Annotated in this window: 13 protein-coding genes and 1 pseudogene; 10 read left to right on the top strand and 4 right to left on the bottom strand. The window is 53.7% G+C overall.

Annotation, left to right across the window (positions count from 1 at the left end; translation table 11 throughout):
- Nucleotides 1–56: 56 nt before the first annotated feature.
- Nucleotides 57–1,259 (bottom strand): acetate kinase, encoded by a 1,203-nt coding sequence (ackA, locus tag J2X14_RS19380; RefSeq protein WP_352412786.1) that lies wholly within the window; start codon nt 1,257–1,259, stop codon nt 57–59.
- 334 nt (nt 1,260–1,593) lie between these two features.
- Between ackA and yfbV the strand changes: the two genes are divergently transcribed.
- From yfbV to J2X14_RS19360, 4 genes are all read left to right on the top strand, one after another.
- Nucleotides 1,594–2,043: a terminus macrodomain insulation protein YfbV gene (gene yfbV / locus J2X14_RS19375; protein ID WP_249891713.1), complete on the top strand. Its 450-nt coding sequence runs from the start codon at nt 1,594–1,596 to the stop codon at nt 2,041–2,043.
- A gap of 138 nt (nt 2,044–2,181) precedes the next feature.
- Nucleotides 2,182–2,676 (top strand): YfbU family protein, encoded by a 495-nt coding sequence (locus J2X14_RS19370; RefSeq protein ID WP_352412785.1) that lies wholly within the window; start codon nt 2,182–2,184, stop codon nt 2,674–2,676.
- A gap of 17 nt (nt 2,677–2,693) precedes the next feature.
- A complete protein-coding gene (locus tag J2X14_RS19365; RefSeq protein ID WP_352412784.1) occupies nt 2,694–3,353 on the top strand; it encodes a sugar phosphatase in 660 nt (219 codons plus the stop codon).
- Nucleotides 3,354–3,431: 78 nt separating this feature from the next.
- Nucleotides 3,432–5,267 carry an SLC13 family permease gene (locus tag J2X14_RS19360; protein ID WP_352412783.1) on the top strand — a complete coding sequence of 612 codons (1,836 nt, stop codon included), beginning with the start codon at nt 3,432–3,434 and terminating at the stop codon, nt 5,265–5,267.
- A 1-nt stretch (nt 5,268) separates the two neighbouring features.
- On the opposite strand, the gene yfbR is transcribed toward J2X14_RS19360, so the two are convergent.
- From yfbR to J2X14_RS19345, 3 genes are all read right to left on the bottom strand, one after another.
- A complete protein-coding gene (gene yfbR, locus J2X14_RS19355) occupies nt 5,269–5,868 on the bottom strand; it encodes a 5'-deoxynucleotidase (protein ID WP_352412782.1) in 600 nt (199 codons plus the stop codon).
- Between the two features lie 109 nt (nt 5,869–5,977).
- Complete coding sequence (locus tag J2X14_RS19350) at nt 5,978–7,195, bottom strand: pyridoxal phosphate-dependent aminotransferase (RefSeq protein WP_352412781.1); 1,218 nt, start codon at nt 7,193–7,195, stop codon at nt 5,978–5,980.
- 547 nt (nt 7,196–7,742) lie between these two features.
- A complete protein-coding gene (locus tag J2X14_RS19345) occupies nt 7,743–8,108 on the bottom strand; it encodes a hypothetical protein (protein ID WP_352412780.1) in 366 nt (121 codons plus the stop codon).
- An 80-nt stretch (nt 8,109–8,188) separates the two neighbouring features.
- On the opposite strand from J2X14_RS19345, the gene lrhA reads away from it, so the two are divergent.
- The 6 genes and pseudogenes from lrhA (at nt 8,189) to nuoF (ending at nt 14,682) form a co-directional block, all read left to right on the top strand.
- Nucleotides 8,189–9,115 carry a transcriptional regulator LrhA gene (gene lrhA / locus J2X14_RS19340; RefSeq protein WP_352412779.1) on the top strand — a complete coding sequence of 309 codons (927 nt, stop codon included), beginning with the start codon at nt 8,189–8,191 and terminating at the stop codon, nt 9,113–9,115.
- Between the two features lie 661 nt (nt 9,116–9,776).
- Entirely contained in the window at nt 9,777–10,214 is a 438-nt protein-coding gene (locus J2X14_RS19335) for an NADH-quinone oxidoreductase subunit A (RefSeq protein ID WP_352412778.1), read from the top strand.
- 15 nt (nt 10,215–10,229) lie between these two features.
- On the top strand, nt 10,230–10,904 hold the full coding sequence (locus tag J2X14_RS19330) for a NuoB/complex I 20 kDa subunit family protein (protein ID WP_352412777.1): 675 nt from the start codon (nt 10,230–10,232) through the stop codon (nt 10,902–10,904).
- 117 nt (nt 10,905–11,021) lie between these two features.
- Nucleotides 11,022–12,821, top strand: coding sequence for an NADH-quinone oxidoreductase subunit C/D (nuoC, locus tag J2X14_RS19325; RefSeq protein ID WP_352412776.1), 1,800 nt, complete (start codon nt 11,022–11,024; stop codon nt 12,819–12,821).
- Nucleotides 12,796–13,339 (top strand): annotated as a pseudogene (gene nuoE / locus J2X14_RS19320) (NADH-quinone oxidoreductase subunit NuoE). The gene nuoC and the pseudogene nuoE overlap by 26 nt, the downstream one beginning before the upstream one ends.
- The gene (nuoF, locus tag J2X14_RS19315; protein WP_352412775.1) at nt 13,336–14,682 is read left to right on the top strand and encodes an NADH-quinone oxidoreductase subunit NuoF; all 1,347 of its coding nucleotides are present in this window, start codon (nt 13,336–13,338) and stop codon (nt 14,680–14,682) included. The pseudogene nuoE and the gene nuoF overlap by 4 nt, the downstream one beginning before the upstream one ends.
- Nucleotides 14,683–14,817: the final 135 nt, after the last annotated feature.

Below are 14,817 nucleotides of genomic sequence, written 5' to 3'. Positions count from 1 at the left end.
TCAGGAATTTCAGGCGGTAAAAACAACTCCGTCAGCCTGAGCTGACGGAGAGAGTCTTATGCGGTAAGGCGCGCGGCGTCGCGGGCGATAACTAACTCTTCATTGGTCGGGATAACCAGGGCCGGACGGGTGCCTTCTTTGTTAATAAAGCCTTCCTGTCCGAAGCGCGCCGCCAGATTGCGTTCGTGATCCACTTCGAAGCCCAGCAGCGCCAGTTTTGCCAGCGATAGCTCGCGTACCATGGCCGCATTTTCACCGATACCGCCGGTAAACACCACGGCATCAAGGCGACCATCCATCATCGCGCTGTAAGAGCCGATGTATTTCGCCAGGCGATGACAAAATACGTTCATCGCACGTTTGGCATCTTCTTTGGTCTCGTAGTTATCTTCTACGTAGCGGCAGTCACTGGTGACGCCGGTCAGGCCCAGCAGGCCCGATTCTTTGGTCAGCAGCTTATTAATGGCATCGATATTCATGCCCAGCGTATCGTGCAGGAAGAAAATGATCGCCGGATCGATATCGCCGCTGCGCGTACCCATCACCAGGCCTTCCAGCGGGGTCAGGCCCATGGAGGTATCCACGCATTTACCGTTGCGGATAGCTGAGACGGAAGCGCCGTTGCCCAGGTGGCAGGTGATCACGTTCAGCTCTTCCACCGGTTTATTCAACATGCGGGCCGCTTCAATCGACACATAATAATGGCTGGTGCCGTGGAAGCCGTAACGACGGATGCCATGTTCTTTATAAAGATTATAAGGCAGGGCATAGAGGTAAGACTCTTCCGGCATTGTCTGATGGAACGCCGTATCGAAAACCGCTACGTTTTTATCAGACAGGTGCGGGAAGTTTTTCAGCGCTTCGTCGATGCCGATCAGATGCGCCGGATTATGCAGCGGTGCGAAAGGCGAGGCTTCTTTGATATCCTGCACCACTTCATCGCTAATCACCACGGAGTGGGTCAGCTTTTCGCCGCCGTGAACAATACGATGGCCGATTGCAGCAATTTGTGCCGACAGCTCTGGTTTTTGTGCCAGAATGTTTTTAACAATGAAGTTCAGGGCTTCGCTGTGAGCTGCGCCCGCGCCCAGTTCAGCTTCCTGTTTAGATCCGTCCAGCTTCCATTTAATGCGTGCTTCAGGCAGATGGAAACATTCGGCCAGACCTGACAGATACTCTTTACCGTCAGCCGGATTAAGGATGGCAAACTTCAGGGAAGAGCTGCCGCAGTTCAGAACCAGTACTAACTTACTCGACATGGAAGTACCTATTAGTCAAAAGTGGCTAAAAAAAAAGCAATCAGTCTATCATCGTAGTGTATGAAAGCTGGTACATTAATGATTATCATCATACTGCCAGCAAAAAGTTATCCGATAACAAAAAAACTCGGTAATTTTACGTAAAATTTTGAAAGTTGTGTCGCCTTCGACGGCTCCACCTCAAAATAATAAGAATTATTCGCTTTAGCAGCGCTGATAACGCGCTCAGAATAACGGCAGCGCCGCGTAAAAACAAAATTTTTTGAAGGTTGTCACATAAAGTTGTTTCGTTGCTTAAATTTTTTAAATCTTGCAAAAGAAGTTGAGGTGAGCCATGGCAAATGAATCCAGCGTCGGTTGGTTTAAAACATTCCAGCTTGGACAGCACTACATGAAAACATGGCCGAACGATAAACGCCTCGCGCCGGTTTTCCCGGAAAACCGTATCAGTACCGCCACGCGCTTTGCGATCCGTTTTATGCCGCCATTAGCGATTTTTACCCTGACCTGGCAAATCGCGCTGGGCGGTCAGCTCGGCCCGGCGGTGGCGACCGCGCTGTTTGCCTGTAGCCTGCCGATGCAGGGGTTATGGTGGCTGGGACGCCGTTCCGTGACGCCGTTGCCGCCCGCGCTATTAAACTGGTTTCATGAGGTCCGTGAGAAGCTGCAGCAGGCCGGGCAAGCCATTGCGCCGGTTGAAGGTAAACCCACCTATCAGGCGCTGGCAGATCTGCTGAAACGCGCTTTTCGCCAGTTAGATAACACCTTCCTTGATGATCTCTGAATAAAGCGCGGGTTGCCCGATAATTTTTCTACGGCAACCCGGCTTAAATCAAAGAAAGGCTGGCTTGTGATACCGCCTTTTGGTGCGTCGTGCGATTCTTGAACATCCTTTTCTGGTGCCTTAATACAGGAGTTAAAGATGGACATGACGCACGCGCAGCGCTTAATTCTCTCCAACCAATACAAACTCATGACCCTGCTCGACCCCGATAACGGCGAGCGCTATCGTCGCCTGCAAACCATTATTGAACGCGGATATAGCCTGCAAATGCGCGAGTTAGATCGCGAATTTGGCGAGCTGACTGAAGAGGTTTGCCGCGCCATCATTAACGTGATGGAAATGCACCATGCGCTGCGGGTATCCTGGGAAAACCTGAAGGATCGCGCCGCCATTGACGAACGTCGGTTACACTTTCTGGGTTTTGATGCGGCAACCGAAGCGCGCTATTTGGGCTATGTGCGTTTTATGGTGAACACCGAAGGGCGCTATACGCATTTCGATGGCGGCACACACGGCTTTAATGCCCAGACCCCGATGTGGGAAAAATACCAACGTATGCTGGCCGTCTGGCAAACCTGCCCACGGCAGTATCATCTGTGCGCGACCGAGATTGCGCAAATCATCAACGCCTGACAGAGAAGGAAACGTGAGTGAAGTGTAAAGGTTTTTTGTTTGATTTAGACGGTACGCTGGTCGATTCTTTGCCGGTTGTGGAACGCGCCTGGAGTAACTGGGGAAAGCGTCACGGTATTGATACGGATGAAATCCTTGATTTTATTCACGGCAAGCAGGCTATCACTTCATTGCGTCACTTTATGTCCGGCAGCAGCGAAGAGGCGATCCAGCAAGAGTTTACGCTGCTGGAAAAAACTGAAGCTGAGGATACGGACGGCGTAACGGCGCTGCCTGGTGCGTGCGAACTGCTGGCGCATTTAAACGCGCTTGAGATCCCCTGGGCGATTGTGACGTCCGGCTCCATGCCGGTGGCTTCTGCGCGCCGACAGGCGGCAGGGCTACCGCTGCCCACCCATTTTGTTACCGCCGAGCGGGTTAAAAAGGGGAAACCGGAGCCGGATGCCTACCTGCTAGGCGCCGAGCTGCTTGGCCTCTCTCCGTCCGACTGCATTGTGGTGGAGGATGCGCCTGCCGGTATTCTTTCCGGCCTTGCGGCGGGCTGCGCGGTGATTGCGGTGAATGCGCCAGCAGATACGCCGCGCCTGGCGGAAACCGCGCTGCAACTGACGACGCTTAGCGCGCTACGCATCAGCAAAGCCGAGGATGGCACAATAACGGTGCTAACCCAAAAGTGATTGATGTAACCCCGCTATCGCGGGGTTTATTTTATGGCATGCTGCACGCCTTGAGGGTTTTGTAGCGCGGAACGGGCGGTGAATAGTCAACTTCTTTGGGTGATAGGGCTGCTGGGCATAACCGTCTGGCTGTTTGCTTCCGGCAGGCTGCGTATGGATGTCGTTGCGCTGCTGGTGATCGTCGCTTTTGTGCTTAGCGGCACGCTGACGCTGCAGGAAGCCACCATCGGTTTTAGCGATCCGAACGTGATTTTAATCGCCGCGCTGTTTGTGATTGGCGAAGGGTTAGTGCGCACCGGCATCGCGTTGCAAACCGGCGAATGGCTGATGAAAGTAGCTGGCAACAGCGAAAGCAAAATGATTGTATGGCTGATGCTGACCGTCGCCGGGCTGGGCGCCTTTATGAGCTCGACCGGCGTAGTGGCAATCTTTATCCCTGTGGTGCTGAGCGTGGCAGCAAAAATAGGCTCATCGCCCGCCAGGCTCATGATGCCGCTGAGCGTCGCCGGGCTGATTAGCGGCATGATGACGCTGGTAGCTACGCCGCCAAACCTAGTGGTGAACAGTGAACTCCAGCGTGAAGGGCTGGCGGGTTTTAGCTTTTTTGCCGTTACGCCCATTGGGCTGACCGTGCTGGCGCTGGGTATCGGCTATATGCTGGTGGCGCGCTACTGGCTGGCGGCGTCCTCTACTGAATCCTCGCAAGCTTCTGCGCCGCGCCGCCGTAATTTTCGCGATTTGATTCGTGAATATCGCCTGAGCGGTCGCGCTCGTCGCCTGGCCATCCGCACCGGTTCGCCGCTGATAGGGCACCGCCTTGACGATCTTAAGCTGCGGAAAAAATATGGCGCTAACGTGGTTGGCCTGGAACGCTGGCGCAAGTTTCGGCGCGTAATGGTGACGGTCACCGGGGAAACCACGTTTCGCAGCGGAGATGTACTGCTGATTGATATGTCGGCGGCTGAGATCGATCTGCGGCAGTTTTGCAGCGAGCAGCTGCTGGAGCCGTTGATTTTGCGCGGTGACTATTTTTCCGATCGCGCGCGGGATGTGGGCATGGCGGAAGTGTCATTGATCCCTGATTCAGAGCTGCCGGGCAAAAGCGTACGCGAGCTGGCGTTCCGTCAGCGTTATGGCGTCAGCGTCATTGGAATTCGACGCCGCAACGGCCTGCTGGAGGGTGCCCTGGCGGATGAAGCGCTGGAGGTCGGCGATATCCTGCTGGTGATTGGCGACTGGCGACGCATTCAGCAGCTACAGCAGCAAAAACGCGATTTACTGCTGCTGGCGCTGCCTGCGGAGATCGACGAAGCGGTACCGGCGCACAGTCAGGCTCCGCACGCCTTGTTCTGCCTGGCGCTGATGGTAGCGCTGATGATCACCGATGTGATCCCCGGCCCGATTGCGGCGATTATCGCCTGTTTACTGATGGGAAAATTCCGCTGTATCGATATGGAAAGCGCCTATAAAGCGATTCACTGGCCGGGATTGATCCTGATTGCCGGGATGATGCCGTTTGCGCTGGCGCTGCAAAAAACCGGCGGCGTGGCGCTGATTGTGCAGGGGCTGATGGATGTTGCGGGCGGTCAGGGCCCGCATATTATGCTGCTCTGTTTATTTATTCTCTGCGCCAGCATCGGGCTGTTTATTTCCAATACCGCGACTGCCGTGTTGATGGCGCCGATTGGCGTGGCGGCCGCGCAGCAGATGGGCGTGTCGCCTTACCCCTTCACCATGATCATCGCCATTGCCGCCTCTGCCGCTTTTATGACGCCGGTCTCGTCGCCGGTTAACACGCTGGTATTGGGGCCGGGCGGCTATCGCTTCGGCGACTTCGTGAAAATTGGCGTGCCATTTACGCTGGTGGTGATGGTGGTTAGCGTTCTGCTGGTGCCGCTGCTGTTTCCGTTTTGAGTTACAGCGGCGTATCCTGCGATATTTCATCCAGCGACAGATTAAAGCTGGGAACGAAAACCGCGATGAAATAGTCCATCTCCTCGCTGCGTCGCCGCTCAAGGGTTTTCTCCAGGCGCGCCAGTGCCCGGCGGAACTCATTATTGCCAGCTGACAGCTCTTCAAGGCATTTCAAATAGGCGCACAGCGCATCGGCCTGTTTCAAAATGGCTGTTTCCGCCTCGCTCTGCTGCTGTTCATCCAGCAGCGGCCGCCACGCATCCTGTAGCTCGGCAGGCAGCATTTCAATCAGCTGATGGCGGGCAATCTCTTCGATTTTTTTATATTCGTGCGCAATTTGCGCGTTGTAATACTTAACCGGCGTGGGCAAATCGCCGGTCAGTACCTCGCTGGCGTCATGGTAGAGCGCAATCAGCGCAATGCGTTCCGCATTCAGGTTACCGTTAAACTTCAGGTTTTTGATCAGCGCCAGGGCATGAGCGACCATCGCCACCTGTAAGCTATGCTCAGAAACATTTTCCGTACGCACGTTGCGCATCAGCGGCCAGCGGTTGATCAGTTTAAGGCGGGAAAGATGGGCGAAAAAATGGCTCTGCTTCATTGAAAAGGTTTCTCCTCTACGCAAACTGCGGAAACCGGCATTTCCGGTCTCCGCAGCAACAGTATCGCCTTTTCATGCCCGGCGCTAGCGCAGGGAACGCGTGCCGGTTTTACTGGCGGTAACCCTCAAGGAAACGGCCAAACTTACCAATCGCCATTTCCAGATCGTCAACGCGCGGCAGCGTCACGATGCGCACATGGTCCGGCCACGGCCAGTTAAACGCCGATCCCTGCACCAGCAGCACTTTTTCCTGTAACAGGAAATCCAGCACCATTTTTTGATCGTCGTGCAGGTTGAATTTTTTCGCGTCGATACGCGGGAACATATAGAGCGCGCCCTGCGGCTTCACGCAGCTGACGCCGGGAATGTCATTAATCAGCTCCCAGGCGCGCTGGCGCTGCTCATATAACCGTCCGCCGGGCATGATGAATTCGCTGATGCTCTGGTAGCCGCCAAGCGCAGTCTGGATGGCGTGCTGCGCCGGAACGTTGGCGCACAAACGCATAGAGGCCAGCATCTCTAGCCCTTCGATATAGCCTTTGGCATGTTTTTTCGGGCCGTTAAGCACCATCCAGCCCTGACGGAATCCCGCCACGCGATAGGTTTTCGACAGGCCGTTAAATGTCACGGTAAGCAGATCGGGCGCCAGCGCGGCAATAGAGTGGTGCTGCGCAGCGTCATAGAGAATTTTGTCGTAAATTTCGTCGGCGAAAATGATCAGATTATGTTCGCGTGCAATCTCCACAATCTCCATCAGCAGCGCTTTGCTGTAGACAGCGCCGGTTGGGTTATTGGGATTGATAATCACAATGCCACGCGTGCGCGGCGTGATTTTGCTGCGAATGTCGTCCAGATCCGGGAACCAGCCCGCCGATTCATCGCACAAATAATGCACCGCGTTACCGCTGGAAAGGGAAACCGCAGCGGTCCACAGCGGATAGTCTGGCGCGGGCACCAGCATCTCATCGCCGCTGTTCAGCAACGCCTGCATCGACTGCACAATCAGCTCGGAAACGCCGTTGCCGATATAGATATCTTCAACGGTAACGTCGCGCATATCACGCGCCTGGTAATGCTGCATAATCGCTTTACGCGCGGAGTAAAGCCCTTTGGAATCACAATAGCCCTGAGCGCCAGGCAGGTTGCGAATAACATCGACCAGAATCTCATCCGGAGCCTCAAAGCCAAACGGCGCGGGATTACCAATATTTAACTTCAGGACCTTATTGCCTTCTTCTTCAAGACGTTTGGCCTCTTTTAACACCGGACCGCGGATGTCATAACAAACATTATCCAGCTTCGACGATTTTTCGATAATTGTATTCATTGCATGTGCCCTAACTGACAGAACTGCGTTCCTGCCGTGGAAATAAACCCGCTCAATTTACTCTTCTGCTTGCGATATTTGAAGGGCACCGCCCGCTTTTGGCGCAACCGGGAATCAATGACGTACTGGGCGGTATGCAACGTCAGGTAATCTTAATTGTCTGGATTAAAACCCCAATTTTTACTTAAAACACAGCATAAAAAACCAACCATCACCGCTCCCTGTAAGCATCTCTTCACAGCATGCGAGCTGGATCAGAAAAAGAAACAAATTAAGATGAAAAATGTAGATTGATACGGAACGAAACAGTTAAATTTTGCTACTTAAACTGCCGATAAGCGGTAGGGGGGATAATGTTTAGACAAATTGAATGCTTTGCTGCCACTTTTGCATCGGGTACCCCATTGCGCCTTAGGATGCTTTTCAGCCAGCGCGCCGTTAAAACCAATCGTTAAAAAAAGAAGCAATAATGCTAAAACGCGGCTTTATTGATAAGAAAAATGCGATTGGGGCTTAAAAATTAGGCGTCGTTGTGGCAGGATATCCATCAACGGACTTTGTGATAAAACCAATATGCCTGACGCCAGCCGGGGGAAACGCGGCGGTTGTTAAGGTTAAGTCCGGTAAAATATTCGTTTTTTTGCGTTGTGACATTTTGCCAGCGCAGCATGTGAAAGTTATGAACCAGCGGCCCCGTAGTTAACTTGCCTGAAGTTGGCGCGGCTTCCATCAATAAGCAGGGCGCGATTTTGCGTCCAGTGTAGTAGCGCCTAAGCGCTGAACGTTTTAACAGGTCAATACCGGCGGCACTGGCTGGTCTGCATGCATTCCTCCAGCGGTATATGAAAAGCAGCTTTTCTTTATGCAGTGTTGAGCTGTCGCTTCCGGTTTTCGGAAACGTCATTATTGCCATCTTAATCTCCGTCTGACATTTGATCGACGGGAGTAACACCAGGGTAGTTGTTCTTAAAAACTTATAAGTGAAGAAAAAATATGACTAATGCAAATCGTCCGATACTCAATCTCGATCTCGATCTGCTGAGAACGTTTGTTGCCGTAGCAGATCTCAACACCTTTGCCGCCGCCGCCGCCGCCGTATGCAGAACCCAGTCCGCGGTTAGCCAGCAGATGCAGCGTCTGGAGCAGCTGGTAGGGAAAGAGCTGTTTGCCCGTCATGGCCGTAACAAGCTGCTGACCGAGCACGGTATTCAGCTGCTCGGCTATGCCCGCAAAATTTTACGTTTTAACGATGAAGCCTGTACCTCACTGATGTACAGCAACGTGCAGGGCGTGCTGACCATCGGCGCCTCTGATGATACGTCAGATACTATTCTGCCGTTCTTGCTGAACCGCGTGACCTCTGTTTATCCAAAACTGGCGATCGACGTACGTGTGAAGCGTAACCCGTTTATGATGGAAATGCTCAATCAGGGCGAAGTTGACCTGGTGGTGACCACCTCCAGTCCGGGCAATTTCACCCATCAGGTACTGCGTACGTCACCGACGCTGTGGTACTGCGCAGCGGATTACATCTTCCAGCGCGGCGAAGCCATTCCATTGGTGCTGCTGGATGAGCCAAGCCCGTATCGCGATATGGCTATCGATCACCTGAATGAAGCCGGTATCCCGTGGCGTATCTCTTATGTCGCTTCCACGCTGGCGGCAGTGCGCGCGGCGGTGAAAGCGGGTCTTGGCGTGACTGCGCGTCCGGTAGAGATGATGAGCCCGGAGCTGCGCGTGATGGGCGCGGCGGAAGGCCTGCCGGTCCTGCCGGATACGCAATATCTGCTGTGCCGTAATCCTGACAGCGAAAATGAGCTGGCGCTGGCTATTTTCAACGCGATGGAATCCAGCAATGACCCGTATAACCTTTCGTTAGCGGGTCAGGGTGATGCAATGTTACTGGATGATGAAGAATAAGTGAAAAAATGAGAGGTTTTCTCATTTAGAACAGGTTTTATCAGCTAACATTGTGAAAAAAAAGCCTCTTAACCTGAAAATGGGTTAAGAGGCTTTTTTATTAAGCTTTTCCCCCGCTTTTTTCCCGCTTCGTTACGACTTTTGATTTTCCTCGCTTAATAAAAGTGAAACGCTTTTTTGAATAAAATCCTTTTTTAACTTATTCCTTTTTTCAGATGCGATTGCTGAAAAAGCAGCCGATCTGATTGACGATTATTTTATCAAAAAGGGCAAAAGTGTGTTCTGGATCAAAAAAATAACCCTGCTAAGGGGCAGGAAATTTACCGTTTTCCTGTCAAAATATGTTTGTTAAATGCGCGATCCAACTGTGCCAATACCCACTACACTTAATTTACATTCCTAAACTGACTCGATTTAGCCTAAATAGTGCGCATTTCGTGTTAATAAAATGATGTAAATGTAAATTAGTCTGTGGATACTTTTGTCAAAGTTGACAAAAGGTTATAGAAAGGGGTAAAAAACCCCATTAAATTGCTGCTTATAGGTTAAAGACAGCATAATTTATAAGGTTTTTCATCCTTCCCTTGAATTAATGTGGTGTGTTCTTCGCTATCGGCATCGCAGGACGCTAAACGCCACTTTTGATGAGTAAGCAGAGAGTATGTCAACAACCACCGAAGTTATCGCTCATCACTGGGCATTCGTTGTTTTTATCGTTGTCGCTTTTGGGCTATGCGTCTTTATGCTGGCCGGCGGCTGGCTGTTAGGCGGTCGCGCGCGCGCGCGTTATAAAAACACCCCATTTGAATCAGGTATCGATCCGGTTGGCAGCACGCATCTGCGCCTTTCTGCCAAATTCTACCTGGTGGCTATGTTCTTCGTGATCTTCGACGTAGAAGCCCTCTTTTTATATGCATGGTCGACCTCTATCCGTGAAAGCGGTTGGATCGGCTTTGTAGAAGCCGCAATTTTCATTTTGGTGCTGTTGGCTGGTCTGGTTTATCTGGTGCGGATTGGTGCGCTGGATTGGGCGCCTGCGCGTCGTCGCGTGGACGTTGATACCGGAAAGGTCACTAACACCAACCCTCAAAAGCAGTAACAGCGAGGCATTAAGATGGACTATACGCTCACCCGCATAGACCCCAACGGTGAGAATGACCGTTATCCCCTGCAGAAACAGGAGGTCGTTTCCGACCCACTGGAGCAACACGTTCACCGCAGCGTTTACATGGGCAAGCTGGAAAACGCGCTGCATGACATGGTGAACTGGGGTCGTAAGAACTCTCTTTGGCCGTTTAACTTCGGCTTATCCTGTTGTTATGTCGAAATGACCACCTCGTTTACCTCGGTGCATGACGTAGCCCGCTTTGGTTCCGAAGTTATTCGTGCTTCGCCGCGTCAGGCTGACTTTATGGTGGTTGCCGGGACGCCGTTCACCAAAATGGCACCGGTGATTCAGCGTTTGTACGATCAGATGCTGGAGCCGAAATGGGTGATCTCGATGGGCGCCTGCGCTAACTCAGGCGGCATGTACGATATCTACTCGGTAGTGCAGGGCGTTGATAAGTTCCTGCCGGTGGATGTCTATATCCCTGGCTGCCCGCCGCGCCCGGAAGCCTATATGCAGGCGCTGCTGCTGTTGCAGGAATCCATTGGTAAAGAACGTCGTCCGCTCTCCTGGGTGGTTGGCGATCAGGGCGTCTACCGCGCCAATATGCAGTCTGAACGCGAAAGGAAACGCGACGATCGCATTGCGGTAACGAACCTGCGTACCCCGGACGAAATTTAATCAACAGTTTATGGATGGGGCCTGACACGCAGCGCAATAATACCACCAACCAACGCGCGCACCCCATCCTGACACCAACGACTTCGTGCCTGTTTTCAGGCCAATGGTGAGTAACGTATGACAGATTTGACCACGCAAGATCTCGCTCAGCCTGCATGGCAAACCCGGGATCACCTGGATGATCCGGTGATCGGCGAGTTGCGTAACCGCTTTGGGCCGGATGCCTTTACCGTTCAGCCAACGCGCACCGGCATTCCGGTTGTTTGGGTTAAGCGTGAACAGCTGCTGGCGATCGCGGAATTTTTACGCAAGCTGCCTAAACCCTATGTGATGCTGTATGACCTGCATGGAACGGATGAGCGCCTGCGTACCCACCGTAACGGGCTGCCCGCGGCGGATTTTTCCGTTTTCTACCATCTGCTCTCTATTGAGCGCAATAGCGACATCATGCTCAAGGTGGCGTTGTCTGAAAATGACATGCACCTGCCGACCCTGACCAAACTTTTCCCCAACGCCAACTGGTATGAGCGTGAAACCTGGGAAATGTTCGGCGTCACCTTTGACGGGCATCCTCACCTGACGCGCATCATGATGCCGCCAACCTGGGAAGGTCACCCGCTGCGCAAAGACTATCCGGCGCGTGCGACGGAATTCAATCCTTTTGAGCTGACCAAGCAGAAAGAGGATCTGGAGATGGAAGCGCTGCGTTTCAAGCCGGAAGACTGGGGCATGAAGCGCGGCACCGAAAACGAGGACTTTATGTTCCTCAACCTCGGCCCGAACCACCCGTCAGCACACGGTGCTTTCCGCATCGTTATGCAGCTGGATGGTGAAGAGATCGTCGACTGCGTGCCTGATATCGGTTATCACCACCGCGGCGCGGAAAAAATGGGCGAGCGTCAGTCCTGGCACAGCTATATTCCTTACACCGACCGTGTGGAATATCTGGGCGGCTGCGTTAATGAAATGCCTTATGTGCTGGCGGTTGAGAAGCTGGCGGGCATCGTGGTGCCGGATCGCGTTAACGTGATTCGCGTCATGCTCTCTGAGCTGTTCCGCATCAATAGCCATCTGCTCTATATTTCGACGTTTATTCAGGACGTCGGCGCGATGTCGCCGGTGTTCTTTGCCTTTACCGATCGCCAGAAAATTTATGATGTAGTGGAAGCGATTACCGGCTTCCGTATGCACCCGGCCTGGTTCCGTATCGGCGGCGTCGCGCATGACCTGCCGAAAGGCTGGGAGCGTCTGCTGCGTGAGTTCCTTGACTGGATGCCGAAGCGTCTGAAGGAATATGAAACCGTCGCGCTGAGAAACAGCGTGCTGGTTGGCCGTGCTAAAGGCGTTGCCGCTTATGGTAAAGATGAAGCGCTTGCCTGGGGCACCACCGGCGCAGGCCTGCGTGCGACCGGCATCGATTTCGACGTGCGTAAATGGCGTCCTTACTCTGGCTATGAAAACTTCGATTTTGAGATTCCGGTGGGCAGCGGCGTCAGCGACGCCTACACCCGCGTGATGCTGAAAATGGAAGAGATGCGCCAGAGCCTGCGTATTCTTGAGCAGTGCCTGAACAACATGCCGGCCGGACCGTTTAAAGCCGATCATCCGTTGACCACGCCGCCGCCGAAAGAGCGTACGCTGCAGCACATTGAAACCCTGATTACCCACTTCCTGCAGGTTTCCTGGGGACCGGTGATGCCTGCTAACGAATCATTCCAGATGATCGAAGCGACCAAAGGGATCAACAGCTATTACCTGACCAGCGACGGCAGCACCGTAAGCTATCGCACGCGTATTCGTACGCCAAGCTTCCCGCACCTGCAGCAGATCCCTTCGGTGATCCGCGGCAGCCTGGTATCCGACCTGATCGTTTACCTGGGTAGTATCGATTTTGTTATGTCAGACGTGGACCGCTAATTATGCACGATCAAAAAATTGCCATCGAAACGATCGACCCGACCGAGGTCTTTGAGCTAAGTGCGGCAGAACGCGACGCGATTGAGCATGAAAAACACCATTACGAAGATGCACGCGCCGCCTCGATTGAAGCGCTGAAAATCGTGCAGAAACAGCGCGGCTGGGTGCCGGATGGTGCGATTAATGCCATTGCCGAGGTGTTAGGCATCCCTGCCAGCGATGTGGAAGGGGTGGCGACCTTTTACAGTCAGATTTTCCGTCAGCCGGTGGGCCGTCACGTGATCCGCTATTGCGATAGCGTGGTGTGCCACATTACCGGCTATCAAGGCATTCAGGCCGCGCTGGAGCAGTCATTGAATATCAAGCCAGGCCAGACCACGGCGGATGGCCGCTTCACGCTGCTGCCAACCTGCTGCCTCGGTAACTGCGATAAAGGCCCGACGATGATGGTGGATGAAGATACCCACGTTCACCTGACGCCGGAAAATATTCCATCGTTACTGGAGCAGTATCAATGACAGTAAAAGAGATCATTCGTACTGCGGAAACGCACCCGCTTACCTGGCGCATGCGTGATGACCAGCAGCCGGTGTGGTTTGACGAATACCGCAGCAAAAACGGCTACGCGGGCGCGGAAAAAGCGCTTAAAAGCCTGGCGCCTGACGAAATCGTCGCGCAGGTAAAAGATTCCGGCCTGAAAGGGCGCGGCGGCGCAGGCTTCTCCACGGGTTTGAAGTGGAGCCTGATGCCGAAAGATGAGTCGATGAACATCCGTTACCTGCTGTGTAACGCCGATGAGATGGAGCCGGGCACCTATAAAGACCGCCTGCTGATGGAGCAGATGCCGCACCAGCTGGTGGAAGGGATGCTGATCAGCGCTTTTGCGCTGAAAGCGTATCGCGGCTACATCTTCCTGCGTGGCGAATATATCGAGGCGGCAGTGAATCTGCGTCGCGCTATCGCCGAAGCCACCGAAGCGGGCTTCCTGGGGAAAAATATCCTTGGCACCGGTTTTGATTTTGAACTGATCGTGCATACCGGCGCGGGTCGTTATATCTGCGGTGAAGAGACGGCGCTGATTAACTCGCTGGAAGGCCGTCGCGCTAACCCGCGCTCCAAGCCGCCATTCCCGGCTTCCGCTGGCGCCTGGGGCAAACCGACCTGCGTAAACAACGTCGAGACGCTCTCTAACGTGCCGGCCATCCTCGCCAACGGCGTGGAGTGGTACAAGGGGCTGTCGAAGAGCGAAGACGCGGGCACCAAAATGATGGGCTTCTCGGGCCGGGTAAAAAATCCAGGCGTCTGGGAATTGCCGTTTGGCATTACGGCGCGTGAAATTCTGGAAGATTATGCTGGCGGCATGCGCGACGGGCTGAAGTTTAAAGCCTGGCAGCCGGGCGGCGCAGGCACCGACTTCCTTACCGACCAGCATCTCGATCTGCCGATGGAATTTGCCAGCATCGGTAAAGCGGGCAGCCGTCTGGGCACCGCGCTGGCGATGGCGGTGGATCACGAAATCAATATGGTTTCGCTGGTGCGTAACCTGGAAGAGTTTTTTGCCCGTGAATCCTGCGGCTGGTGTACGCCTTGCCGTGACGGCCTGCCGTGGAGCGTGAAAATTCTGCGCGCGCTGGAGCAGGGGAAAGGGCAGCCGGGCGATATCGAAACGCTGCTGCAGCTTTGCCGCCAGCTTGGCCCGGGTAAAACCTTCTGTGCTCACGCGCCTGGCGCCGTAGAGCCATTACAAAGCGCGATCAAATATTTCCGTGAAGAGTTTGAAGCCGGTATGGCGCCGCAGGTGTTCGGTAATACGCGTGCCATTAACGGCATTCAGCCGAACCTGTTAAAAGCGCGCTGGTAAAACAGAGCCGCAACGGAAAAGGTACGCGCCGCTTACCCACAGCATTTCGGGTTGCAGCAAGGCGGCAACTGAACGAATCCCGCGAGCTTACATAAGTAAGTGAGCGCGGTGAGTAAAAGCAGCCAACACCGCTGC

Origin of the sequence: Mixta sp. BE291 (assembly GCF_031457955.1) — a bacterium.
Taxonomy (GTDB): Bacteria; Pseudomonadota; Gammaproteobacteria; order Enterobacterales; family Enterobacteriaceae; genus Mixta.
This window is presented reverse-complemented; position numbering and strand designations above follow the sequence as displayed.

Bases quoted from the DNA above. Each gene is read 5' to 3' on its own strand.
- ackA (WP_352412786.1), bottom strand. From the start codon at position 1,259: ATGTCGAGTAAGTTAGTACTGGTTCTGAACTGCGGCAGCTCTTCCCTG.
- yfbV (WP_249891713.1), top strand. From the start codon at position 1,594: ATGGCAAATGAATCCAGCGTCGGTTGGTTTAAAACATTCCAGCTTGGA.
- J2X14_RS19370 (WP_352412785.1), top strand. From the start codon at position 2,182: ATGGACATGACGCACGCGCAGCGCTTAATTCTCTCCAACCAATACAAA.
- yfbR (WP_352412782.1), bottom strand. From the start codon at position 5,868: ATGAAGCAGAGCCATTTTTTCGCCCATCTTTCCCGCCTTAAACTGATC.
- J2X14_RS19350 (WP_352412781.1), bottom strand. From the start codon at position 7,195: ATGAATACAATTATCGAAAAATCGTCGAAGCTGGATAATGTTTGTTAT.
- J2X14_RS19345 (WP_352412780.1), bottom strand. From the start codon at position 8,108: ATGGCAATAATGACGTTTCCGAAAACCGGAAGCGACAGCTCAACACTG.
- lrhA (WP_352412779.1), top strand. From the start codon at position 8,189: ATGACTAATGCAAATCGTCCGATACTCAATCTCGATCTCGATCTGCTG.
- J2X14_RS19335 (WP_352412778.1), top strand. From the start codon at position 9,777: ATGTCAACAACCACCGAAGTTATCGCTCATCACTGGGCATTCGTTGTT.
- J2X14_RS19330 (WP_352412777.1), top strand. From the start codon at position 10,230: ATGGACTATACGCTCACCCGCATAGACCCCAACGGTGAGAATGACCGT.
- nuoC (WP_352412776.1), top strand. From the start codon at position 11,022: ATGACAGATTTGACCACGCAAGATCTCGCTCAGCCTGCATGGCAAACC.
- nuoF (WP_352412775.1), top strand. From the start codon at position 13,336: ATGACAGTAAAAGAGATCATTCGTACTGCGGAAACGCACCCGCTTACC.